At 66.4% G+C, this 23,034-nt stretch carries 24 protein-coding genes; 9 read left to right on the top strand and 15 right to left on the bottom strand.

Going from position 1 to position 23,034, the window contains the following annotated elements; all coding sequences use genetic code 11:
* Positions 1 to 68 precede the first annotated feature (68 nt).
* From FOE78_RS01510 to FOE78_RS01500, 3 genes are read right to left on the bottom strand one after another with little or no spacing between them, the layout of a single operon-like run.
* Positions 69 to 617 (bottom strand): hypothetical protein, encoded by a 549-nt coding sequence (locus tag FOE78_RS01510; protein ID WP_143984756.1) that lies wholly within the window; start codon positions 615 to 617, stop codon positions 69 to 71.
* Positions 614 to 1,216 carry a hypothetical protein gene (locus FOE78_RS01505; RefSeq protein ID WP_143984755.1) on the bottom strand — a complete coding sequence of 201 codons (603 nt, stop codon included), beginning with the start codon at positions 1,214 to 1,216 and terminating at the stop codon, positions 614 to 616. The genes FOE78_RS01510 and FOE78_RS01505 overlap by 4 nt, the downstream gene beginning before the upstream one ends.
* Complete coding sequence (locus FOE78_RS01500; RefSeq protein ID WP_143984754.1) at positions 1,216 to 2,655, bottom strand: hypothetical protein; 1,440 nt, start codon at positions 2,653 to 2,655, stop codon at positions 1,216 to 1,218. The genes FOE78_RS01505 and FOE78_RS01500 overlap by 1 nt, the downstream gene beginning before the upstream one ends.
* 221 nt (positions 2,656 to 2,876) lie before the next feature.
* On the opposite strand from FOE78_RS01500, the gene FOE78_RS01495 reads away from it, so the two are divergent.
* Positions 2,877 to 3,299, top strand: a complete 423-nt coding sequence (locus FOE78_RS01495; protein WP_143984753.1) for a LapA family protein — start codon at positions 2,877 to 2,879, stop codon at positions 3,297 to 3,299.
* A gap of 91 nt (positions 3,300 to 3,390) precedes the next feature.
* On the opposite strand, the gene FOE78_RS01490 is transcribed toward FOE78_RS01495, so the two are convergent.
* The 11 genes from FOE78_RS01490 to dnaA all read right to left on the bottom strand — a co-directional run bounded on the left by FOE78_RS01490 (position 3,391) and on the right by dnaA (position 15,211).
* A complete protein-coding gene (locus tag FOE78_RS01490) occupies positions 3,391 to 3,936 on the bottom strand; it encodes a DUF721 domain-containing protein (RefSeq protein WP_143988450.1) in 546 nt (181 codons plus the stop codon).
* A 5-nt stretch (positions 3,937 to 3,941) separates the two neighbouring features.
* Positions 3,942 to 5,138 (bottom strand): DNA replication/repair protein RecF, encoded by a 1,197-nt coding sequence (gene recF, locus FOE78_RS01485; RefSeq protein ID WP_143984752.1) that lies wholly within the window; start codon positions 5,136 to 5,138, stop codon positions 3,942 to 3,944.
* 315 nt (positions 5,139 to 5,453) lie between these two features.
* Complete coding sequence (gnd, locus tag FOE78_RS01480; RefSeq protein WP_143984751.1) at positions 5,454 to 6,509, bottom strand: phosphogluconate dehydrogenase (NAD(+)-dependent, decarboxylating); 1,056 nt, start codon at positions 6,507 to 6,509, stop codon at positions 5,454 to 5,456.
* A gap of 297 nt (positions 6,510 to 6,806) precedes the next feature.
* Positions 6,807 to 7,967 (bottom strand): DNA polymerase III subunit beta, encoded by a 1,161-nt coding sequence (gene dnaN, locus FOE78_RS01475; RefSeq protein ID WP_143984750.1) that lies wholly within the window; start codon positions 7,965 to 7,967, stop codon positions 6,807 to 6,809.
* 133 nt (positions 7,968 to 8,100) lie between these two features.
* Positions 8,101 to 9,153 (bottom strand): glycine betaine ABC transporter substrate-binding protein, encoded by a 1,053-nt coding sequence (locus FOE78_RS01470; protein WP_143984749.1) that lies wholly within the window; start codon positions 9,151 to 9,153, stop codon positions 8,101 to 8,103.
* Position 9,154: 1 nt separating this feature from the next.
* Complete coding sequence (locus FOE78_RS01465) at positions 9,155 to 9,964, bottom strand: ABC transporter permease (RefSeq protein ID WP_143984748.1); 810 nt, start codon at positions 9,962 to 9,964, stop codon at positions 9,155 to 9,157.
* Positions 9,964 to 11,244 carry an ABC transporter ATP-binding protein gene (locus tag FOE78_RS01460; protein ID WP_143984747.1) on the bottom strand — a complete coding sequence of 427 codons (1,281 nt, stop codon included), beginning with the start codon at positions 11,242 to 11,244 and terminating at the stop codon, positions 9,964 to 9,966. Before FOE78_RS01460 ends, FOE78_RS01465 begins: the two co-directional genes overlap by 1 nt.
* Complete coding sequence (locus FOE78_RS01455) at positions 11,237 to 11,878, bottom strand: ABC transporter permease (RefSeq protein ID WP_143984746.1); 642 nt, start codon at positions 11,876 to 11,878, stop codon at positions 11,237 to 11,239. Before FOE78_RS01455 ends, FOE78_RS01460 begins: the two co-directional genes overlap by 8 nt.
* Positions 11,879 to 12,448: 570 nt before the next feature.
* Positions 12,449 to 12,913 carry an rRNA adenine N-6-methyltransferase family protein gene (locus tag FOE78_RS01450; protein ID WP_266095001.1) on the bottom strand — a complete coding sequence of 155 codons (465 nt, stop codon included), beginning with the start codon at positions 12,911 to 12,913 and terminating at the stop codon, positions 12,449 to 12,451.
* A gap of 31 nt (positions 12,914 to 12,944) precedes the next feature.
* On the bottom strand, positions 12,945 to 13,070 hold the full coding sequence (locus FOE78_RS24375) for a hypothetical protein (protein ID WP_266095000.1): 126 nt from the start codon (positions 13,068 to 13,070) through the stop codon (positions 12,945 to 12,947).
* Between the two features lie 350 nt (positions 13,071 to 13,420).
* Positions 13,421 to 15,211: a chromosomal replication initiator protein DnaA gene (gene dnaA, locus FOE78_RS01445; RefSeq protein WP_143984744.1), complete on the bottom strand. Its 1,791-nt coding sequence runs from the start codon at positions 15,209 to 15,211 to the stop codon at positions 13,421 to 13,423.
* A gap of 425 nt (positions 15,212 to 15,636) precedes the next feature.
* Between dnaA and rpmH the strand changes: the two genes are divergently transcribed.
* The 6 genes from rpmH (at position 15,637) to rsmG (ending at position 19,438) form a co-directional block, all read left to right on the top strand.
* Positions 15,637 to 15,774 (top strand): 50S ribosomal protein L34, encoded by a 138-nt coding sequence (gene rpmH / locus FOE78_RS01440; protein WP_143984743.1) that lies wholly within the window; start codon positions 15,637 to 15,639, stop codon positions 15,772 to 15,774.
* Between the two features lie 43 nt (positions 15,775 to 15,817).
* A complete protein-coding gene (gene rnpA / locus FOE78_RS01435; protein ID WP_407662602.1) occupies positions 15,818 to 16,201 on the top strand; it encodes a ribonuclease P protein component in 384 nt (127 codons plus the stop codon).
* Entirely contained in the window at positions 16,198 to 16,494 is a 297-nt protein-coding gene (yidD, locus tag FOE78_RS01430; protein WP_228265996.1) for a membrane protein insertion efficiency factor YidD, read from the top strand. The genes rnpA and yidD overlap by 4 nt, the downstream gene beginning before the upstream one ends.
* Positions 16,494 to 17,576, top strand: coding sequence for a membrane protein insertase YidC (gene yidC, locus FOE78_RS01425; RefSeq protein WP_143984741.1), 1,083 nt, complete (start codon positions 16,494 to 16,496; stop codon positions 17,574 to 17,576). Before yidD ends, yidC begins: the two co-directional genes overlap by 1 nt.
* Positions 17,577 to 17,746: 170 nt before the next feature.
* On the top strand, positions 17,747 to 18,424 hold the full coding sequence (locus FOE78_RS24885; RefSeq protein ID WP_143988449.1) for a Jag family protein: 678 nt from the start codon (positions 17,747 to 17,749) through the stop codon (positions 18,422 to 18,424).
* A 393-nt stretch (positions 18,425 to 18,817) separates the two neighbouring features.
* Positions 18,818 to 19,438, top strand: a complete 621-nt coding sequence (gene rsmG / locus FOE78_RS01415) for a 16S rRNA (guanine(527)-N(7))-methyltransferase RsmG (protein ID WP_143984740.1) — start codon at positions 18,818 to 18,820, stop codon at positions 19,436 to 19,438.
* 330 nt (positions 19,439 to 19,768) lie between these two features.
* Here the strand turns inward: rsmG and FOE78_RS23495 are convergent, their stop codons facing one another.
* Positions 19,769 to 19,915, bottom strand: a complete 147-nt coding sequence (locus FOE78_RS23495; protein WP_168207316.1) for a hypothetical protein — start codon at positions 19,913 to 19,915, stop codon at positions 19,769 to 19,771.
* A 203-nt stretch (positions 19,916 to 20,118) separates the two neighbouring features.
* Between FOE78_RS23495 and istA the strand changes: the two genes are divergently transcribed.
* Positions 20,119 to 21,813, top strand: a complete 1,695-nt coding sequence (istA, locus tag FOE78_RS01410) for an IS21 family transposase (protein WP_210414704.1) — start codon at positions 20,119 to 20,121, stop codon at positions 21,811 to 21,813.
* A complete protein-coding gene (locus tag FOE78_RS01405) occupies positions 21,810 to 22,637 on the top strand; it encodes an ATP-binding protein (RefSeq protein ID WP_143984739.1) in 828 nt (275 codons plus the stop codon). Before istA ends, FOE78_RS01405 begins: the two co-directional genes overlap by 4 nt.
* Positions 22,638 to 23,034: the final 397 nt, after the last annotated feature.

Here is a 23,034-nt window from a genome sequence, read left to right as displayed (position 1 = left end):
AATAACGGGTGCGGCGGTCGGTTTTGCGCGCGGCTGTGGCAACCACCCGGTGATATCGGGTGCGGCGGTCAGGCCGGACGGAGGACCTTCATCGGGGCCGCGGTTCCATGATCAACGAGGGCAACCCCGTAGATGTGGTCGACGAACCGGGTCGGCACTCGGAACACCTGCTCGAAGCGCCACGGTTGCCCGACCTTGATCGGATGTTCGTCGGTGTCCCCGCCGCAGTACTGGGGCAGTGATCGATCAAAGAACTCGGTGGTGACCGGCTCCCAGGTCCGGTTGCCCTCGGCCACCAGTTCCAGGGTGCAGGTCGGATTTCTCACCGGATGCGACAGGGTCAGGTCCATGGTCGCGACCACCCAGACCTCGTTGGCATCGGACGGGTGCTGATCCTCGCCGTCGGTCATCACCTCGGTCTGTTTCAGCTCCAGCACCCGGAAGGTCGACTCCGCGAGCGTGCCCGTGGCGCCGGCGGGCAGTTGCTCGAATCGATCCTTCGTATGGGTGGTCGCGTACGTGGTCCAGACGACCAGGAAGATCAGTACGCAGCAGAAGGCGATCATCGCGACGATCCAGGACCGGGCCCGATCGGACAGCCGATTCGAGGTGATCATGGAATCGGCTTCTCCTGCAGGTCGGCGGGCTGCAGCGTGCGACCCTTCGCTGACGCACGCCATTGGGCGACGTTGTCCTTGGTGATGCCCAGCCGGACTCGTACCACGGCAGGGGTGACGTGGATGATCTCACTCTTCTTGAAGTCCACGTAAGCGCCGTCGAGATGGCGCGGATCGACCTCGAAGACCAGATCGGCGGTGCCCACGTAACCGGTGGTCACCGACATCACGGTGTCGCCGAAGGAGCGATAGATGTGGTCGCCGCTGTGCAGCTCCAGACCGCCGGACGCACCGGTGGCCACCGGCCCGTCGGGCGCGGCGATCCGGACCGTCAACTGCAGGAACATCCCGCCGGTGGTCAATGCGTTGTCGGAGTAGTCGTTGGTGATCATGGTGCCCGGAGTCACCTTGGTCACGGTCAGCGTGCCACCGTTGTACGGGGCCGGCTCGCCGACTCGGGCCGTGCGCACCACCTCGCCTGTGTCCAGGTCGTCGGTGATCTTGACCCCGACGCCCGCTACCACCACACAGGCCAGGGCGACCAGCACCGCCGTCACCCGGTTCCGGCGGCTGATCGGCACCGTGCCACGCTCGGCCATCAGATCCCCACCTGCTGCGGCACCGGGCGCCCCTTGGCCTCGAGATCGGCAGCGGCGACCTGCTCGGCGGTGACCGGACGTTCCACCTGCTGCTGCAGGGTGCCGGCAACCACCGCCCGCATCCGGAAGATCTCCAGGCAGCGGCGCAACGCAACCGCCAGCAGACACAGCCGCCACGGTTCGAAGATCAGATCCTGGAGCAGGTTGAAGCCCGGCAGCCAGACGATCCAGAAGCTCATGTCGTGGCCGCCGACAGTGCGGTTCATCACCAGCAGGAAGGCGGTCGCGGCGACGTGCTGCAACGCGTACACCAGCACATAGGCACCCAGGAAGATCACCCCGGCCCGCAAGATCAACCGCAACGAGTTCAGCGTCGGCATGTACTTGTCGTCGATGTCGCCGAGGAACGCCTCCTTGACCTCGGTGGCGACGACAAGACCCGTCTTATGTGATGACTCTTCAGCCCGTTCGTGCTCGCGGGCCGACCGCTCCAGCATCCGCCGGGCGACCCGGACGCGGCTGGCCAGCGGCTTACCCTTGCGCCACAGCTCGGCGACCGAGATGACGCTGGACCCGTACACCAGCGCGGCGATGGCCAACCAGAAGATCGGCTCGCTCAGTCCGGACACCACGATCGGCCAAACCTGCTGGCCGATGAAGTCGGTGATGGTGGTGAAGATCGCCGGCAGGTTGATGCCGAGCGCGACGAACGCGCTGGACATCGTCTCGGCGGCGGTGTGGATCCAGGCCACGAACTGCCGATCGGTGATCCAGAACTTGATCTGGCCGAACACATCGATGCCGGCGGTCAGCGTGATCAGCACGAAGAACGCCTCGATGAACGTGCCGACCAGGCCGAGCGGCCGGAAGCCGGTCCGCTCGTGCACGATGTCGATGGACCGGCGGACCACGTAGGTGCCGACGATCAGCCCCAGCACGAACACCCAGCGCCACACCGACACGTCGTCGCCGTTCAGCCGGACGCTGCTCATGATGGTGTGATCGGCAAACGCGCCACCCGAGCGATACATGTCCTCGATCAACATCTGATCGCTCGCCTTGGTGACCAGCCCGAACGCGGTGTAGATGCCGAGGAACGGCAGCAGCGTCACGGCCAGCAACCGGGTGATGCCGTCGTCACGATCGTCCTGTTCGGCCTCGTCCTCGGGAATCAGCCCACGCAGCCCGAGCGCGTTGCCGACCAGTCGCAGGATCAGCACCACCGCGACCAGCTTGCTGACGAAGGAGAAGGCGAAGATCAACAGCGCCAACCAGGCGTTGGCCTGACCGACGAACACGGCCGCCTCCAGCCCGAGTTGGTAGCCGAGCCAGCCGAACAGGAAGATCGCCAGGATCTTGGGCAGCAGCTTCCACCAGATCTTGGTGGTGTCGACCAACAGGATCCGGATGTCGGTCCACAGCATGGCCAGGGCGGTCATCGGTGGTGATCTTAGGGTGTCGGTCGGTCACGTACGACATCGTCAGGATCGAAGCGCCGGCCGGATCGCGACCTGGGGCGCGCCGTACGGATGGGCAGGGAGGCTCGGCCACCGACCGTTAGCGTTCAGGCAGGGTGACCTGCCGGCCACAGCGGGTATGCATGAGGTCATCAGGGCCACTACTCATCAGGGCTCATCAGGGCCCTTGCGGACGGAGAGCCATGACGGATCAGCCAGAGGAACGCATCGCGTCCGATGACGTCGCGTCACCGGAGCCGACGGACTCGACCCAGCCCGAGGACTCGGGCACGCTCGTCCCTGCAGACGAATCGGTTCCCGACGCCGTGACCAAGCCGGCGCCGCCGGCGGTGAACACCCGTACCCGGATCGGTGCCGCCTGGGTCGCCGTCGCCGTCGGATTCGTGGTGCTGGTGCTGCTGTTGATCTTCATCCTGCAGAACCTCGATCCCGTCACGGTCCACTACTTCGGCGCCCAGGGCAGCATGCCGCTCGGCGTGCTGCTGCTGTTCGCCGCGGCCGGCGGGGCCTTCCTGGTGATCCTGCTCGGCATCGCCCGGATCATCCAGTTGCGCTGGCTGGCTCGCCGGGACCGGCGCGCTACCGCGCCTGCCACGTCGAAATGACAAGAATGCTGCTCCAGTTGAGGTCTGCTCGCCGGGTGCGTGAGGTCGGACGCAACTGGTGCAGGATTCTTGTGCGATGCAGTGACTGCGGTCAGCCGTAGGTGTCGCGCGGTCCGCGGCCGCGGACCGAGCGTCGTCCCTTCTTCCACGACGGCACTTCGGGACCGAGGATCTCGATCCGGGTCACGGTCCCGTCGCCAAGAGCCTCGTTGAGTTTGGCGACCAACTGCGGTGCCATCGTACGGAGCTGGGTCGCCCACGCGGTCGCGTCGGTCCGCACCGTCACCACGGTGTCCTGGTAGCCGATCGGCGTGCTGTGCTGAGCGTTCACCGGGCCCACCAACACCGGCCACTTGCCGAGCAGCAGCCGAACGTTGATCTCCTTGGACCAGCCCTGCGAATCGACCAGCCGATCCAGGGCCGCGCCGAGCAACTGCGGGTCGCGGTCGTCGGGATGCGCACCGGTCGACTGCGGTTCGAGGGGCGCTGACGGCCGCGGCTTGCGCCGCCGATACCTGCTGCCCGCGACCGATCCGGCGATCGCCCGGGCCAGCCCCAACCCGGTTGGGTCATGCTCCGGCCTCTGCTCCTCCTGGCTGTTCTTCTCCGGTCGATCGGGCTCCTGACCTGGCCGCATCTCGCTCACGTCGTCGGCCCTTCGACTGGCTCAGGGCCCTCGGACACGTCGTCGGCGACCACCTCGCCGGCGGAAACCCGGAAGCGACGCCCGGCCAGCCGGGTCGGTACGTCCTCGGCGACCGCGGCGGTGATCAGCACCTGTTCGGCGTCGAGGATCTGACCGGCGAGTCGATCTCGCCGGGTTGCGTCCAGCTCGGCGAAGACGTCGTCCAGGACCAGCACCGGCTCCACTCCGTCCTGTCGCAGCAACGCAAAGCTGCCCAGCCGCAACGCCAACGCCAGCGACCAGGACTCGCCGTGACTGGCGTAGCCACGAGCGGGCAGGTCGCCGATGCTCAGCGCGATGTCGTCGCGATGCGGACCGACCAAGCTGATGCCGCGCTGGATCTCATCGGTACGCCGTTCCTGCATCCGCTGCAACAAAGCCTCGGTCAGCAGCTCCAGTTCCGGCGTGCCGTCGACCTCGGCGATCTCCAGCGAGGTCTTGTACTCGGCGCCGACCAGGTTGTTGGTCGGCGCGATCTCCGCGTACGCCTTGCTGGTCAGGGGTTGCAGCTCGGTCAGCGTACGGAGTCGGGCTTGCAGCAGCGACGCCCCGGCCTGGGCCAGGTGGGAGTCCCAGACGTCCAGGGTGCTGGCGGCCTCGGCCAGCACCTCGCCGCGTCGGCCGCCCGCCGACCGTCCGCTCAACGACTTGAGCAGGGTGTTGCGCTGTTTGAGCACCCGGTCGTAGTCCGCCTTGACCGCCGACATTCGCGGCCAGCGGGAGATCACCAGGGTGTCGATGAACCGGCGTCGTTCGCTCGGGTCACCCTTGACCACGGCGAGGTCCTCGGGCGAGAACACCACCGTACGCAGCAATCCGATCAGTTCCCGAGCACGCGGTAGCGGCGACCGGTTGAGCTTGGCCTTGTTGGCCTTGCCCGGAGTGATCGCGATCTCCAGCTGCAGCGAGCGGTTGTCGTCCAGCCCGGCCCGGACCCGAGCCCGCAGCAACGCCAACTCGGCGCCGGCGCGAACCAGCGGCGTCTCCGAGGCAACCCGATGCGACGACATCGTGGACAGGTATTCGACCGCCTCGACCAGGTTGGTCTTGCCCTGACCGTTGGCCCCGACGAAGGTCGTCATCCCCGGCCCGAGCGGCACGTCGACCCCGGCGTAGGACCGGAAATCGGTCAGCTGCAGATGGTCCACGAACACGCGGATCACCCTAGTCGGCTTGGTCCGGCTGCCGCCGGGGAACGCCAGCAGTGCGGGTCTCACCAACTTGCGCAACGAGAGTGCTGCCCTTCGGCGACAAATACCGCACTTTCGTCGCGCAACATCGTCGTTCGTTCGTGATCAACTCCTGTCCACAGCGATGCCGGGAATCCCCAGTGTGTGAAGAACTCTGTGGATCGACCAAGATCAACTTCGACGGCGGCAGCCTGCAGACAGGCGCGCGCAAGAATCGCTCCCGCACGCGGAATTTCGGGTGCGGGAGTCGATTGAGGGCGCGGCTGTGGAAGTGGGCCCTTACTCGGCGTGGTCCCGGTTGGCGCCGGACTCCAGGGAGTCGCCGGACGGCAATTCGCGGTGGCCGCCGAACTGCTGCCGCATCGCCGACAGCACCTGGTTGGCGAAGTGGTCGTTGTCGCGGGAGGCGAACCGTTCGAACAGCGACGCGGCGAGCACCGGTGCCGGCACGCCGACGTCGACGGCAGCCTTCACGGTCCAGCGGCCCTCGCCGGAGTCCGACACCCGGCCGGCCAGCCCGTCCAGGTTCGGATTGGAGTTCAGTGCCGCGGCGGTCAGGTCCAGCAGCCAGGACGAGATGACCGATCCCCGGCGCCACAACTCGGCGACCTTCGGGGTGTCGATGTCGAACTGGTAGTACTCGGGCTCCTCGAGCGGTGCGATCTCGGCGGAGTGTTCTGTCTCGCGCAGTCCGGCGTCGGCGTTGTCGAGGATGTTCAGGCCCTCGGCGAAGGCGGCCATGATCCCGTACTCGATGCCGTTGTGCACCATCTTGACGAAGTGGCCGGCGCCGGACGGACCGCAGTGCAGGTAGCCCTGCTCCTCCGGGGCGAGTTCGCCGTTGCGGCCCGGGGTGCGGTCGATCTCGCCGGTGCCCGGAGCGATCGTCTTCAGCAACGGCTCGATCGTGTCGAAGGCGTAGTCGGAGCCGCCGGCCATCAGGCAGTAGCCGCGTTCCAGCCCGAAGACGCCGCCGCTGGTGCCGACGTCGACGTAGTGGATGCCGCGCTCGGACAGCTTCTTGGCCCGGCGTACGTCGTCGCGATAGTTGGAATTGCCGCCGTCGATGATGATGTCGGCGTCGCCGAGCAGCGCCGCGACCTGGTCCACCACCTTGCCGGTGATACTCGCCGGGATCATCACCCAGACCACCTTGGGCCCGGTGAGCTTGCCGACGAAGTCCTCCAGCGACTCAGCTCCGGTGGCGCCCTCGGCCGCCAGGTTCTTGACCGAATCCGGATTGGTGTCGAAGACCACGCACTCGTGACCCCCGTGCATCAACCGCCGGACGATGTTCGCGCCCATCCGTCCCAGACCGACCATCCCCAGCTGCATGACCCACTCCTTCTAGCGACGAAACCTCGCCCATCACCTTACGGGTTGGACGCGCGACTGGTACGGGGTGGCTGCCGCAGCTCGACGCCACCGTGGCGGCGTGATGCCGCCACGACGGACGCTTGAAGGCTAGATTGAACGCCCCCGTCGAGCGCCCCAGCGCGAGACCGTGCCCGAAGCACAGCGGAGGGCATGGCGTGAGGTCGCCGCGTGACGCAACCGCGATAGGGGTACGGGGCCGCCCCCGGAACGCAGGCCGTCAGACCAGATCGCGGCAGCGGCAGAGTCTCGACTGCGCTACGACGGCAGCCGCATCAACATGATCACGTGGCGGTACTCGCCGACCGCCTCGCCGTCGATCTCGGCCAAACCGGTGAGCAGGCAGGGTTTGCCCGGCGCGGTGAAGGCGAAGTTCACGTACGGAGTGTCGAAGACTCCGAGCGCGTCCAGCAGGTAAGTCGGGTTGAAGCCGGCGGCGTCCAGGGCCGGTTCGCCACCGCCGACCGCTTGGACGGTCGCCTCGATCGCCTCGGATGCCTGGGCCTGGTCGCCGGTCGCGGCCTCCAGGGTGATCGATCCGTCGCCGATCAGCATCCGTACCGAGGTGTTCCGTTCGGCGACCAGCGCAACGCGCTTGGCGGCCGCGATCAACTCGCCGGTGTTCACGCGCACGTTCAGTGCGGACTGGGTGTTCATGATGTGCCGGACCTTGGGGAATTCCCCGTCCAGCAGCCGGGTGGTGGTCTGCCGACGGCCGCCGGAGCCGTGTCCCTCGAAGCCGATGATGCCGTCGCCGCTCGCGCTCGCGGCCAGGCTCAGGGTGATCTCCTCACCGGCCGACATCGACCGGGCGGTGTCGGCGAGCACCCGGGCCGGCACCAACGCCGCGGTGGACAGCTGCGGCGAGCCGGGATTCCAGTTCAGTTCCTTCAGCGCCATCCGGTAGCGGTCGGTGGCCAGCAGCGACAGGGTGTCGCCCTCGATCTCCAGCCGGACACCGGTGAAGACGGGCAGCAGCTCGTCCCGGCCGGCGGCGACGACGACCTGGCTGACCGCCTGGGCGAAGGCGTCGCTGGCAACCGTGCCGGTGGCCTCCGGCATGTGCGGCAGGCTCGGGTAGTCGCCCACCGGCAGCGCCTGCAGGGTGAAGCGCGCGCTGCCACAGGTGATCTCCATCCGGGACTCGTCGGCGACCAGGTCGACCGGCTTGTGCGGCAGCGATCGGGAGATGTCGGCGAGCAGCCGGCCGGACACCAACGCCTGACCCTCGTCGCTGACCTGGGCCGCGACCTTGATCTGGGCCGAGGTCTCGTAGTCGAAGCTCGACAGGGTGACACCGGACTCGGTGGCGGTGACCAACAGACCGGCCAGGATCGGCACGCTCGGTCGAGTCGGCAGGCTCCGGGCCGCCCACTGCACGGCCTCGGCCAGCACATCGCGCTCGAGTCGAATCTTCACCCTTGCCTCCTCATGCCTGCAGCCACGCTCAGCCAGCCCTGCGAAGAATCCTGTGTGCACGGGCGCGGTTGATCATACCGACGACCGCGGACGTCCGTGTCGGTCCATCGCTTCTGCCGTTCCCGCGCGCCGATCAGCGGATGAAGCCTTCGGATCTCAGCCAGTCCTCGGCCACCGTAGCCGGGGTCTCTCCGTCGACGTCGACCCGGCCGTTGAGCTCGGTCATGGTCTTGTCGGTCAGCTTCTTCGACAGCGGGTCGATCAGGTCCTTCAACTGCGGATACTTGTCCACCACTTCCTTGCGTACGACGGTGCAGCCGTTGTAGATCGGGAAGAAGTTCTTGTTGTCGGCGAGCACCGTCAGGTCGAGTGCGGCGATCCGGCCGTCGGTGGTGAAGACCTCGCCGAAGTTGCAGGCGCCCTGGGCGGTGGCCGCGTAGATCGCTCCGGTGTCGAAGATCTTGACGTTCTTCTTCGGTACGTCGGTGCCGTAGTTCAGTCCGTACGCCTTGAGCATCGGCCGGAAGCCGTCACTGCGACTGGCGAACTCGCTCTCGATGCAGAACGTCCGCTCCTTCACGGGCACCTTCTTCAGGTCGGCCAGTGTCTTCACGCCCAGCTTCTTGGCGGTGGCCGCGGTGCTGGCGAACCCGTAGGTGTCGTTCATCGGAGCCGGCGGCATCCAGACCAGGTCGTTCTCCTTCAGATCCCGATCCCGGACGGCCACGTACTGCTGGTGCGGATCGCGGATCGGCTTCGACTCACCCATGTAGGTCAGCCAGGCGGTGCCGGTGTACTCCCACTGAGCATCGACCTGCCCGGCCAGCTGGGCCTGCCGAGCGGCCGCGCTGCCGGGGATGTCGGTCAGATCCTCGACATTCGCCCCGGCCGACTTGAGCACGATCTCCAAGATCTTGCCCAGCAGCAGTTGTTCGGTGAAGTTCTTCGAACCCACGCTGATGGTGGCGCCGTCCAGCGGTTTCACCTCGGCCAACGGCCCGGCCAACTCCGCCGTCGGGACGTAGCCGCCGGAGGTGCCGAGCCCGCAGCCACTGACCGGGACCATGATCGCCGCAACGGTGGCGGCAGCGATGATCTTGATCCGGCGACCGACCGGCGACTTGTTGATCTTGGTCTGCCGACGGTTGTTGATCTTGGTCTTGTTGATCTTCCGGCGAAGGCTCATCTCAGCGCATCCCTTTCGGCCGGACGACGTACTCCAACAGCCGGCCGACCCAATCGATCAACAGCGCCAGGCAGGTGATCAGGACCGCCCCCGTGATCAGTACCGAGTTGCGGAAGAGGTTGACGCCGGTGGTGATCAGCACGCCCAGACCGCCGGCATTGATGAACGTGGCCAGGCTGGCGGTGCCGACCATCAGCACCAGTGCGGTCCGTACCCCGGACATGATCACCGGGATGGCCAGCGGGATCTCGATCCGCAGCAACACCGAGAGATTCGACATGCCCATCCCCCGGCCGGCCTCGATCAAGGTCCGGTCGACGGCGTCGAGGCCGGTGATGGTGTTTCGCAGCACCGGCAGGATGGCGTAGATACCGAGTGCGACGATGGCCGTCCAGAAGCCGAAACCCAGCCACATCGCCAGCAGCACCAGCAGTCCGATCGCCGGTGCGGCCTGGCCGCCGTTGGCGAAGGCGACCACCGGGCCGGAAAATTTCCGCAGGCTGTTGCGGGTCAGCGCGACGCCCAACGGCATCGCCACCGCCATCACGATCACAGCGCCGACGATGGTCAGCTTGACGTGCTGCCAGAGCGCGGTACCGAGCGCCGACCAGTTCAACGTGACCATGGCCACCGAGTCGATGTCGGCGGTCAGTCGCCAGATCAACCAGCAGATCATCACCACGGCGACGAAGATCGGCAGGCCGAACAGTCCGATCGGCGGCCGTTGACGCTTCTGGCGCTGTACGGTCGGGTTCGGCGCCTCGCCGATCGGTTGCGGCGCCGCCGCAGGGTCCTGGACGACGGCCGTCATCAGGACAGCGCCCCGGTCGCCGGCGGAGCATGATCAACTTCTTGTTGATCAAGGTCGTGTTGATCTTGCCCCTGGTGATCTTGATCGGCCTGGACCTGCGCGGTGCTGGCGACCATGTACTCGGTGACCGACTGGAAGTCGATCACTCCGAGATATTCGTCTCGGCGTCCGGTCACGATCGCGCCGGCGTGGCTGTCGGTAAGCATGGTGTCCAGGGCGTCGTTCAAGGTGGCGCGGCGATCCACGGTCAGCACGCGATCATCACCGGGGTCGGCGATCTGCTGCTGTTGCCGCAGTTCGCGCAGCCACACCCAGGCTCGCGGCCGCCGTCGCCGATCAAGAATGATCACCGCATCGTCACCCGCTGCGGTGGCGCGGCCGACGGCGTCGGGGGCCGAATCGCCCACGCTGGCCACGGTCGGCTTGCTCAACTCGACGTCGCTGACCCGGCTCAGGCTGAGCTGCTTCAACGACGAACCGGCACCGACGAAATCGGCCACGAAGTCGTTGGCGGGGGCGGCCAGGATCGCCTCCGGAGTGTCGTACTGCTGCACCTGGGCGCCCTCGGCCAGGATCAGGATCCGGTCGCCGAGCTTGATCGCCTCGTCGATGTCGTGCGTGACGCAGACGATCGTCTTGCCCAACTCCTCCTGGATGCTGAGCAGTTCGTCCTGCAGCCGCTGCCGGGTGATCGGGTCCACCGCGCCGAACGGCTCGTCCATCAAGATCACCGGCGGATCGGCGGCCAGTCCGCGGGCCACGCCGACGCGTTGCTGCTGGCCGCCGGACAGCTCGCGCGGGAACCGGTCGCGGTAGCGCTGCGGATCCAGACCGACCAACTCGAGCAGCTCGTCCACCCGTTCGGCGATCCGCGGCTTCTTCCAGCGCAACAGCCGCGGCACCAGCCCGATGTTGTCGGCCACGGTCAGATGCGGAAACAGACTGCCGCCCTGGATCACGTAGCCGATCTGGCGCCGCAACTCGTTCTCGTCGACCGACCTGGCGTCCCGGCCGCCGATCAGGATCTGCCCACCGGTCGGCTCGATCAGTCGGTTGATCATCTTCAGCGAGGTGGTCTTGCCGCAGCCGGACGGGCCGACGAAGATCACGATCTCGCCGGCCGGGATGTGCAGGTCCAGCGGCTCGACCGCGGCCCGTTTCTGCCCTGGGTATTTCTTGGTGACGCCGATCAGCTCGATGTCGACACCGGTGACCCCCGAGCTGCCGGTCGGCTGAGTGGTTCCGGCCGGGGTCGAGACGCTGGTTGCTGTGTCAGACACGAATCCCTCTCGAGGTGGTGGCGCGGGCGAGCAGGACGAGCAGGCCGTCCACGATCAGCGCGATGATCACCACGCCGATGGTCCCGGTGAGTGCGGATGCGGTGGCGCCGGCGCCACCGATGTTGCTCAGCCCGCCGAAGATGTACGTGCCCAGGCCCGGGCCCAACACGTACGCGGCGATGGCGGCGATCCCGAACGACATCTGCATCGAGATCCGGATCCCGGCCAGGATCACCGGCCAGGCCAGCGGCAGTTCGACCCGAAGCAGGGTGCGGATCGGATTCATCCCCATCCCGCGGGCGGACTCGACCAGCACCGGCTCGACGCCCTGCAGACCGACCACGGCGTTACGCAGGATCGGCAGGACGGCGTAGAAGACCACGGCGACCAGGGCCGGCTGCCAGCCGATGCCGATCAACGGGATCAGCAGGCCGAGCAGGGCGAAGGACGGGATGGTCAGGCCGATGGCGCTGACGGCGTTGGCGATGCCGGTCAGCCGCGGCACCCGCAGGATCAGGATCGCCAGGGCGACGGCGATCACGGTGGCGATGATCACCGCTTGAATGACAAGACTGGCGTGTTGGTAGGAGTTGTACAGAAGCTGTTCGGGTTGCTTCTTGATGAACTCCCACATGCGCCGGGTGTCGCCCTTCCTGCTCGTCGTCAGCCAAAAACGGCCGCTGGATGTCTCGGGGTGCGGTTACGCCGTGCCACGCAATCACAGTCCGGCGCCAATTGCGAATGGCCGTTACCGATCGGTGATCTTTACCGTCGGCGCGGGTTGTCATCCACACGATGTTGGGGCAACTGACTTCGAAGCTTTCGGGATAGTTGTAACTCTCGTAGTAGTCATAGCGGTTGTGGAGCCTGGGGATAACCGTTGTTTCCGCAGGTCAGCTTGCGAATGCCAGCATCGATGCCGGTGTGGAAAGGTTGGAATTACACGGGGAGGATTTTGGGATGGGCGGACGAACCCGGCTCGAGCGTCCCGAGCACGTCCCCAACGCCGCCGCGTGTCGTCCACAGTTATCCACAGCGTTCTCCCCAACTGTGCGTATCGCGCTTCGGCCGGATTTGGCAAGGGCCTGTGCTGTCCGAAACCGGCAACTTCGACCGATGCGCAGATGCGGACATCCGCGGTACCCGTGCGGTCGGGATGAATCCGACGCGTCGTCGCCGCAGCCGGGACGAGTGGCGCGCCCGATCAACGACCACGCCGCGCCGTGAGCTGAAGTACGGCCGCCGGACCCGGCGGACTGGGTCGAAACGCCTGCCGGGGCACGGAGGCCGCGTATTCGGCCCGGAACCGAGCTCTCGCGCCCGGGCCGGCGGCACCCCGTCGGTCGAAGTCGGCCACCAGACCGCGTTGCAGCACCAACTGCGCACCGATCAGTCGGCTGCGGGCGTCGGTCAGGCTGCGAATCAGCGGCTTGGCCAGCGACCACGGCGGGTTGGCCACGACGTGGAAACGCCGTGCCGGCAGCCGAGGGTCCAGCAGATCGAGACCCAGTACGTGAACGCGCGGATGGTCGGCGAATCGCTCGCGCAGTCGGGCGAGCCGTTGCGGGTGTAGCTCAACCGCGAGAACCTGAGCACCGGTGGCCGCCAGCGGAGCCGTCAGCGCGCCGTCCCCGGCGCCGAGATCGAGTACGAGGTCACCGGGACCCAACCCGGCTGCCGAGACGAGTTGCTCGGCCCATTCAGGCCGCAGCCGATGCCATCCCCAGAGCCGCGTCGGTGACGGCTGCGTCGTTGCGGACCGTACGGCCGTACCGGGACGTCGCCGTGCCCCGGACACGACGCACCTGGATCATGTACGTGACCATGGTCGTGAACCCTAGGTCGCAGCCGGCAGTCAGTCGATCCAATTTCGTGCCCAGTGTGCTTCCGTTGCGTTCGTCGCCGCGTCGCGAAACGGTCCGCACGCCTTGCTCAGGACCTGTGTCGCGGCTTCCCAGCGTCTGCCGCCCTTGGTCGGCCGCAGGGTGCCGCCACACCGAACGCCTGAAACTGCATGAATAACCCGTTGAGCGCCCCAGCGCGAAACCGCCGCCGAGCGAAGCGGAGGCGGTGAAGCCAAGCGAGGCAGTGAAGCCGCCCACGGCGGAGGTCTGGGGTCGCCACCAGAAGGTTCCCTACAGCACCCAGACCAGCGGAAGCGGCACCCAGGCGGACGTCATCGAGCACTCTGCTTGATGCGGTTGGTCAGTTCGGTGACCTGATTGAACACGCTGCGGCGCTCGGCCATCAGCGTACGGATCTTGCGTTCGGCGTGCATCACGGTGGTGTGGTCACGGCCGCCGAACTGCTGACCGATCTTCGGCAGCGACAGGTCGGTCAACTCACGGCACAGGTACATGGCGATCTGCCGGGCGGTGACCAGCACGTGGGTCCGGCTCTGCCCGCAGAGGTCCTCGATGGTCAGCCCGAAATAGGAGGCGACCTGGCCCATGATCATGCCGGAGGTGATCTGCGCCTCGCCGCCTTCGGGGATCAGGTCCTTCAGCACCACCTCCGCCAACGCCATGTCGACCTGCTGTCGATTCAGGCTGGCGAAGGCGGTGACCCGGATCAGGGCACCCTCGAGTTCGCGGATGTTGGTCTGGATCTTGGAGGCGATGAACTCCAGCACGTCCGGGCCGGCGGTCAGCCGCTCCTGAGCGGCCTTCTTGCGCAGGATCGCGATCCGGGTCTCCAGGTCCGGTGGCTGGATGTCGGTGATCAGCCCCCACTCGAATCGGCTGCGCAGTCGGGCCTCCAGGGAATCCAGCAGCTTCGGCGGCCGGTCCGAGGTCATCACGATCTGCTTCTGCGCGTTGTGCAGCGTGTTGAAGGTGTGGAAGAACTCTTCCTGGGTCTGCTCCTTGCCCTCCAGGAACTGGATGTCGTCGACCAGCAGCACCTCGACGTCGCGATACTTGCGGCGGAACTGGTGCGTCTTGTTGTCGGTGATCGCCGAGATGAAGTCGTTGGTCAACTCCTCGGTGGACACGTAGCGGACCCGGGCTCGGCTGAAGTAGTTGCGGACGTAGTGACCCAGCGCGTGCAGCAGGTGGGTCTTGCCCAGCCCGGAGTCCCCGTAGATCATCAGCGGGTTGTACGCCTTGCCGGGCGACTCGGCGACGGCGACCGCCGCGGCGTGCGCGAACCGGTTGGACCCGCCGATCACGAACGTCTCGAAGGAGTACTTCGGATTGAGCCGCGTGTCCTCGCGCCGATTGGTCGTCGAGTCCGGCTCGCCGCCGAAGCCTCGATTCGGTACGAAGCTGCCACCACCCGGCAACTCGGCGGAGTCCTGCCGCGCCGGTCGGGGCGTGGCACCGTCGAGTCCGCGCGGCGGCTGGCCACCTCCGACGCCCTCGGTCGGATAACCCTGGCCGAGGTACTGGTCGGACGGTCCGTACTCGGCGCTGCCGAAATCACGGTGTGCGTAGGCGCTGCGGTAGCTGGCGTCGGCCCCGGCCGGGTCCGCCTCCCCCGCGGCGGCTGACGGCTGAGGTTCGACGCCGTCGGGACCTGAGTGATCATCGGACTGGCCCGAACCGGGTTGGGTCGGACCGGATTGGGCCGAAGCGGACTGGGGATCGGACTGCTCGGGGTTCGACTGGCTGAGCGCCTTGTCCACGATCACGGCGACCTTCGTCGGCCGCCGGAAATGATCGCTGAGCACGTTCTCGATGCTTTCCCGGTAGCGGGTCTCCAGCCGTTCCCGGTTGAATTCGCTCGGCACGGCCACCATCAGCGTGCTCTCGTGCAAGGTCAGCGGCTTGCTGTCGTTCAGCCAGATCCGTTGCTCCGGAGACAATTCGGTCCGGACGCGATTCCAGGCGACAAGCACTTGTTGTGCCAGATTCTCGGCACCGGCCTGGTGTTGGGACTCCTCGGTCACTCGATCTCCGCCACGGCTTCCCGGTCGTCGTCGGTTCGCCCCGTGCCGTCGCAGGAGCAGCGCTGGTCCTTCTGGCATCAAGGCTCGGTTGATGGCGCCCCGACAAGTCGCGGCACCGGGTCACTCTAGTTCGTCCACACGTCTATCCACAGCTGTGCATGGTGCAGGCGTGACTGGCCGCAGCCCGCGCGGGGCCTCGGCTGGATTGTGTGTTTCGGGGGAGTGCCGGTCATCCGCATCCGGAACAACCGGTGTGGCGAGAACCTAGCAATCCTCGGTTCGGGCTCGCAAGCAAACGCCGACAATCTGCGTATTCTTGCGGCGTGTCGCCTGGACAGGACGGTGTCCGGGGCTCAGTTTGACCCAGCGGTCGCCGGTGCGTACCGTAGACCGGTCACCTGAAGCCTTCTCGTACCTGTCGAGCTGGCCCAGCGGACCTGACCTTTTACGCCCTTGCACTCGGGCGTCAGTCCAGTAAACGCGAACAACGTCGGAGTACACCCGTGAGCAAGCGCACTTTCCAGCCGAGCAACCGGCGCCGCAGCCGTACCCATGGTTTCCGTCACCGGATGCGCACCCGCGCCGGCCGCGCCGTGCTGGCCGCCCGCCGCCGCAAGGGCCGGGCCCGGCTGTCGGCCTGACCGCCCGACATCCGGACGCTGCTGAGTCGGACGGTGATGCACGGTGTTGCCGCAGGCGATGAGGATGCGTTCCGGCGACGACTTCACCCGCACCGTACGGCGCGGCGCGCGGGTCGGTACCCCGACCGTCGTCGTGCACGGCTGGCGTGATCCGCAAGCCGACCAGGGACCCCTGGTCGGCTTCGTGGTGTCCAAGGCGATCGGCAACGCGGTGACCCGCAACCGGGTCAGGCGGCGGCTGCGCCATCTGGTCCGCGAGCACCTGACCGAGCTGCCGACCAACGCCCTGTTGGTGGTCCGCGCACTGCCGGCCGCCAGTCAGCGACCGGCCCGGCTGCCGCAGGACTTCGGCCAGGCTTGGTCGCGGTTGGTGCGCCGGTGGCAGCCTGGGGTGGAAGATCCGAACCTGATGGGGCTGCCCCGATGAAGTACCTGTTGATCGGCCTGTTGAAGGCGTACCGGCTGGTGATCAGTCCGCTGTACGGCAACGTCTGCCGCTATTACCCGAGCTGTTCGGCGTACGCGTTGACCGCGGTGCAGACGCACGGTGCCGCGCGCGGCAGCTGGCTGGCCGCCCGCAGACTGCTCCGCTGCCATCCCTGGGCACGCGGCGGCTACGACCCCGTACCGGGAACGGATCCGGCACACGACGCCGAGTCGGCCCATCCGCATCGGCATGATGAACCGGCGCACCCGGCGCCCAAGGAAATGGTGAATTGATGGACACACTTGTCCCGCTCCTTGTCCCGCTGAGTATCTGGTCGGCACTCGGGGACTTCTTCAACACGATCATGACCCCCATCTACTGGGCGGTGTCGGGTCTGTTGGTCCTGTTCCACACGATGTGGGCTCCGCTGCTCGGCCCGGATTCGGGCTGGACCTGGGCGTTGTCGATCGTCTGTTTGACCATCATCATCCGGATCATCCTGATCCCGCTGTTCGTGCGCCAGATCCACTCGTCGCGCAAGATGCAGATGCTGCAGCCGAAGATTCGCGAGCTGCAGAAGAAGTACGGCCATGATCGCGAGCGGCTCGGCCAAGAGACGATGAAGCTGTATCGCGAGGAGAACGCCAACCCGATGGCGTCCTGCCTGCCGCTGCTGTTGCAGTCGCCGATCTTCATCGGCCTGTACCGGGTGCTGGACGGTGCGTCGCGGATCAACCCGGAGACCGGCCAGCCGACTGCGCACGGCTATTGGCTTGAGAAGAACCCGGACCTGTTGCAGTCGCTGAATCAGTCGACGGTCTTCGGCGCCCGGCTGGCGGACAAGTTCTGGCCGGTCGAGCACTGGAGCAGTGTGCAGACCGTCGCCGCGGTGATGATCGTGATCATGACGGCGACGATGTTCTACACGCAGCTGCAGCTGACGCGCAAGAACATGCCGAAGGAGGCTCTGGAGGGGCCGCTGGCACAGCAGCAGAAGATGATGCTGTACCTCTTCCCGCTGATCTTCGTGTTCATGGGCGTGAACATCCCGATCGGCGTGCTGTTCTACTGGGTCACCTCGCAACTGTGGACGATGGGTCAGCAGTTCTACGTGATCAAACGAAATCCGATGCCCAACACCGAGGCGTACGAGATCTGGGAAGCCAAGCAGAAGCGCAAGGCCGAGCATCATCCGCATCCCGATGCGACCGGCAACGGCCGACAGGTCTCGACCCAGACTGCGGGTACGACGACTCTGAACAGCAATCCGACGAACGGCAACGGATCCAGCAGCGGCAACGGTGCCACGCCGGCGGCGAACCGGCCGGCTCGGCAGCAACCGAAGCGACAGACCAGATCCCAGCGCCGCAACTGACGACGCTCTCGGTTGCATTGGCCGCCGAGTTCGGCTCGACGGCGCATTTCCACAACAGATTTCACCTGCTCGGTCGATGAACCGGGCGTCCGTAGAACCGGGCCGGATGATCAGGTCCGTGCTCACGACAGGAGGAAGCCGTGGTTGACGGCGCAGAGGACACCACCGTTATCGATTCGGCAGCAGCCGATCGGGAACAGACGTCGCCCCAGCAGGACGTCGAAGACGTCACCGCACAGGACCCGACCGACGCGGCCGATGGCTCGGACCCTGATGGTGCCGGCGCCGACCGCCAGACGTCCGAGTCGGTTGCGGCTGCCGACGCGGCGGACGCCTCGGACGAGGAGTCGGACGCCGAGGACGATGACTCGGACGACGATGACGACTCCGACTCGGATCCGCTCGAGACCGAGGGCGAGGTGGCTGCCGACTACCTCGAGGAGCTGCTGGACATCGCCGACCTGGACGGCGACATCGACACGTACGTGGAGAACGGTCGCGCCCACGTCTCGGTGATCACCGATTCGAAGGTGTTGGTCGGCGCCGACGGTGAGGTGCTGGAGGCGCTGCAGGAGCTGGCCAGGCTGGCAGTGATCACCGAGACCGGCAATCGGAGCCGGCTGATGCTCGACGTCGGTGGTTACCGCGAGCAGCGCCGCAAGACGTTGACCGATCTCGCTCGGGACGCGATCGAGGAGGTCAAGTCCTCCGGCGAGCCGGCCCGACTGACCCCGATGAACCCGTTCGAGCGCAAGATTGTCCACGACGTGGTTGCCGAAGCTGGGCTGACCAGCGAGTCCGAGGGCGAGGAACCTCAGCGGCGGGTCGTCATTCAGCCTGCCGACTGACCACTGTGTCCTGCGAAGAGCCGAAGCGTGTGGCGCCGACGGCCGAGTCCGACGACTCGGCCGTTTCGGCCGATAGGACTCCCCCGGCTGAACCGGGTCACCGCCCTGAGCCCGCGCGGCCCGTCGAGCCGCAGGATCCTGTTGTGCCCGAGCAGCCCGTTGAATCGGGTCATCCTGCCGAACCCGACGAGGTTCCTGAGCTCGACAGCGACACTTCGCAGGCTGATCGAGTGGCACCGAGCCGCGCTGCTGAGCCGGGCCGGGCTGCTGAATGGAATCAAGGCGCTGAGCCACGTCGATCCGTCGACGAGCGTGTCCCTCCCGGGCTGAATCCATCCGGGTGAACGGGCGCACTCCGATGATGGCTGGGACGATGGAGCGGAAGGAGTCGCCGTGGCAGACGATCGCAGCGAAGGCATAGCGCGGGAGACCTTCTCCAACTTTGACCAAATTTCACAATATGTCGACATATTGAGAAATCGAGGAATTGCGTGGGGCTTGATCGGGCCCCGCGAGACCGATCGGCTGTGGGATCGGCACGTGCTGAACTCGGTCGCGATGGCGGATCTGATCCCGGAGGGATCGACCCTCGTGGATGTCGGTAGCGGCGCCGGCCTCCCTGGTGTTCCGCTGGCGATCGGCCGCCCGGACCTGCGCGTGACGCTCCTGGAACCGTTGCTGCGGCGCTTCAATTTCCTGACCCAGGCGGTCGAGGAGTTGGGTCTGGCCGAACGCATCTCCGTGGTCCGTGCCCGCGCCGAGGATCACGACGGGCGTTTCGATGTCGTCACGGCGCGTGCCGTGGCGCCGCTCCCCCGGCTGCTGACCTGGTGCCTGCCGCTGATGGCGGGCAACGGTGAGCTGCTGGCGCTGAAGGGCAGCTCCGCCGCGGGCGAGATCGATCAGGCGTCGTCAATGTTGGCCAAGCGCCGGCTGTCGGCTGAGGTGCTGTCGGTCCGAGCGCACCCGCAAGCCGAAGCTACCCAGGTCGTACGGGTCCGGTCAGCCCGATGACCAGGGGAAACGCGCGTCGACGGACGACGGCAGAGCCGTCGCGCTGATTCGCACCAGTTGGTCCAAGCTCTACGGTCGACCTAGAGGTAGGACCCTTTCCCACCGGCGTTCGCGACTATTTGCCCGGTGAATGCGCTTGCTCGCTGCTGCTGGCTTGTGGTTGAGGCGGTTGGCCGAACCCCATCGAGTAGATCCGGATGCACCGGTAGGCCGGCGCCGGTCCTCGAGGTCGCTCGATCACGATCCGGCGTCGGCAATCAACCATCGCCGTCCCCTTCTGATCCGGCCGACTCGACGAAGCCCAACTCGACGCCTACCGCGCTTTTGGCGTCACGCTCCGGCCGGCGCCCCGGCGAGGATCCCGTTGTCGATGCTGACCGTGACCGCGAAGTCGGCCCGCGCGACCGCCGTGGCCGACTCGCGGGTGTTGTGCGATCGCGGCGAGTCGGCGGTCAGGATCCGGGTCCGGACGATCACCAATGGAACGGCCCACGCAGGTCAACCGACAACCCGATGTCGGTTGCCAGCGGGAAGGGACCGCTTTGGAGCCGGTTTTGCCATGAGGATGGGACCACTGGTTTGCCAGTGATGGGACCACCTGGCTGACGGTTTTGCCAGTGATGGGACCACCGTTGGCGCGCCTGCCGGGGTCTCGGTTGTTCGGCCGATCTATTGGCCCTATGAGCTTCCGGGAGGTTTCGGTGGTCGAGATCCGAGAGATCTTGCGATTGTGGCTGGCGGGTACCGGTCTGCGGGAGGTGGCCCGGTTGTCGGGCACCGATCGGAAGACGGTCCGCCGGTATGTGGAGATGGCGCAGTCCCACGGCCTGGACCGTGACGGGGACGCGTCCCAGCTGACCAGTGAGTTGATCACCGCGGTGGTCGGTGGAGTTCGTAGCAAGCGTCCCAACGGCAAGGGTGAGGCGTGGGAGACGATCGCTGTTCATCATGATCAACTCAAGGCCTGGTTGGATCAGGGCCTGACGTTGACCAAGATCAACATCTTGTTGGGTCGTCGGGGTGTGGTGGTGTCGTATCGGACCCTGAATCGGTATGCGACCAGTGAGTTGGACTTCGGTCGTCGGCGGGCCACGGTTCGAGTCGCTGATTGTGAGCCGGGTGCAGAGTTGCAGGTCGACTTCGGACGACTCGGGATGATCGAAGTTGATCATGGTTCCGGTCAGGTTCGTCGTCGGGTGACGAAGGGGTTGATCTTCACCGCGGTCTATTCGCGGCACATGTTCGTCTATCCGACCTTCGGTGAAACATTGCAGGAGGTGATTGCCGGGTTCGAGGCGGCGTGGGAGTTCTTCGACGGCGTGTTCGCGGTGGTGATTCCGGACAACATGAAGGCCATCGTCGACCGCGCGGACGCGACCGATCCGCGGTTGAACGAATCGTTCCGGGAGTATGCCGAGTCCCGCGGGTTCGTGATCGACCCGGCCCGGGTCCGCAGCCCGCAGGACAAACCGAGGGTCGAGCGGTGCGTGCAGTATGCGCGCTCGAACTTCTTCGCCGGCGAGTCCTTCAACGGCCTGGACGATTGCCGGGCTCGGGCCGAGCGGTGGTGTGCTGAGACCGCCGGGATGCGGGTCCATGGCACGACCCGGCTCCATCCGGCCGAGGTGTTCACCGCCGACGAGCAGCCGAAGCTGCTGGCCCGCCCTGTGACGCCGTTCGACGTGCCGTCCTGGACCCGGCCGAAGGTGGCCCCGGACCGGCACGTCCAGGTCGCCAAGGCCCTCTATAGCGTCCCGGGCGATCTGATCGGGCAACGGATCACCGCCCGCGCCGATGCGGCGACGGTGAAGCTGTATTGGCGGGCCGAGTTGATCAAGGTCCACCCGAGGGTGGGACCTGGTCGTCGGCAGACCGATCCGGCTGATCTGCCGGCGCATCAGTCGGTCTATGCGATGCGTGATATCGACGCCCTGCAACGCAAAGCCGCGATCCACGGCGACCACATCGGTGTCTATGCCGCGCAGGTGTTGGAGCATCCGTTGCCGTGGACCAAGATGCGGCAGGTCTACCGGCTCCTCGGCCTGGTCAAACGCCACGGCCCGGAAGCGGTCGATGACGCCTGCCGGCGGGCGTTGGAAGCCGAAGTCATCGACATCGGCCTGATCGACCGCATGCTCACCCGCGCCACCACCCAAGCCATCCAGGCCCAGCCCGCGCTGCTGCCAGCAACAGCGGACTCGGCGACACCGGGTCCAGCGAGATCGGTGTCAGCGCCGTCCCGGTTCGTCCGAGACACCGGCGACTTCGCCATCCGGCGATCAACGTCAACATCAAGATCAACGTCGAGACCAACACTTTCAAGATCAACAACAGGCTCCGACTCGTCGTCGGAGACGGTCCGGAGGTTGCCATGAGCACGAGCCAGCGCGCGAGTCGTCGACCGGATGCCGAGCCTGCGGTCAAGCCGATCGAGGTCACCCCGGAGTTGAAGTCGTTGATGCGCAGGTTGAAACTCGGTCAACTCCTCGACACCCTGCCCGACCGGCTCGCGTTGGCACGGTCGAACCGGATGCCGCACCACGACTTCCTGGAAATGATCTTCTCCGACGAAGTCACCCGCCGCGACCGCCAATCCGCCCAACGCCGCGCCAAAGCAGCCCACCTCGACCCGCAGATGCAGCTCCAGGCCTGGGACGACACCACGCCGGCCAGCTTCGATCAGGACCTATGGCAGGAACTCACCTCACTGAGGTTCCTGGCCGATGCCTACAACGTTCTGATCATGGGACCCGTCGGCGTCGGGAAGACGTTCCTGGCCAACGCACTCGGCCACATCGCCGTCAGACGTCACCACAGCGTGCACGCCGAACGCGCCGACAAACTGTTCAAACGACTCCGCGGCGCCCGGCTCGACGGCAGTTACGACGACGAGATGCGTAAACTCCACCGCGTCGACTTGTTGATCATGGACGACCTCGCCCTGCACCGCCTCGAAACCACCGAAACCAGCGACTTCTACGAACTCATCGTCGAACGACACCGCAAAGGCTCCATGATCATCACCAGCAACCGCGAGCCACCCGAAATCCTGACCATGATGGCCGACCCGCTGCTCGCCCAATCCGCGATGGACCGGTTCCAATCAGCCGCCTACGAACTCGTCGTCGAAGGCGAGTCCTACCGCCAACGACAACGGCCCCGACCCGGCAAACCAGCCGAGTCCGACCAGCAGGATTGACCAGAACCCCACCCATCAGCAATCATCGGTCCCACGGTCGACCACCGGGGACGAACCCGGTCCCATCCTCATGGCAAACCGGTGGTCCCTTCCTCCTGGCAGGCGACAAACCCGACGCGTCCCACCGGTCACGAGTTGAGGCATTACCGCGGATCCACCGACTCCAGCTGCACGGAGCGCCGCCACCTACTTCGTGACCGATGTGGTCGTGGCCGCGTTGTCGCTGCTCACGGTCCGTCGCCTGGCCGCAACGCGCCGGCGCCTTGCTAACGCATACGCATCTGATGCGCGCTGTGCCACAAAGCGGTGGCTTGGGGCACGGAATTCGAGGGCGACCGTCCGTACGCGTCGTCCTCGACTTGGAGCGCTCACCCGCCCGCCAGCCAGCTGAAGGAGA

It is taken from the genome of Microlunatus elymi, from assembly GCF_007362775.1.
GTDB lineage: Bacteria > Actinomycetota > Actinomycetes > Propionibacteriales > Propionibacteriaceae > Microlunatus > Microlunatus elymi.
Note: the sequence above shows the minus strand (reverse complement) of the source record. Positions and strands in the feature narration are given on the sequence as shown.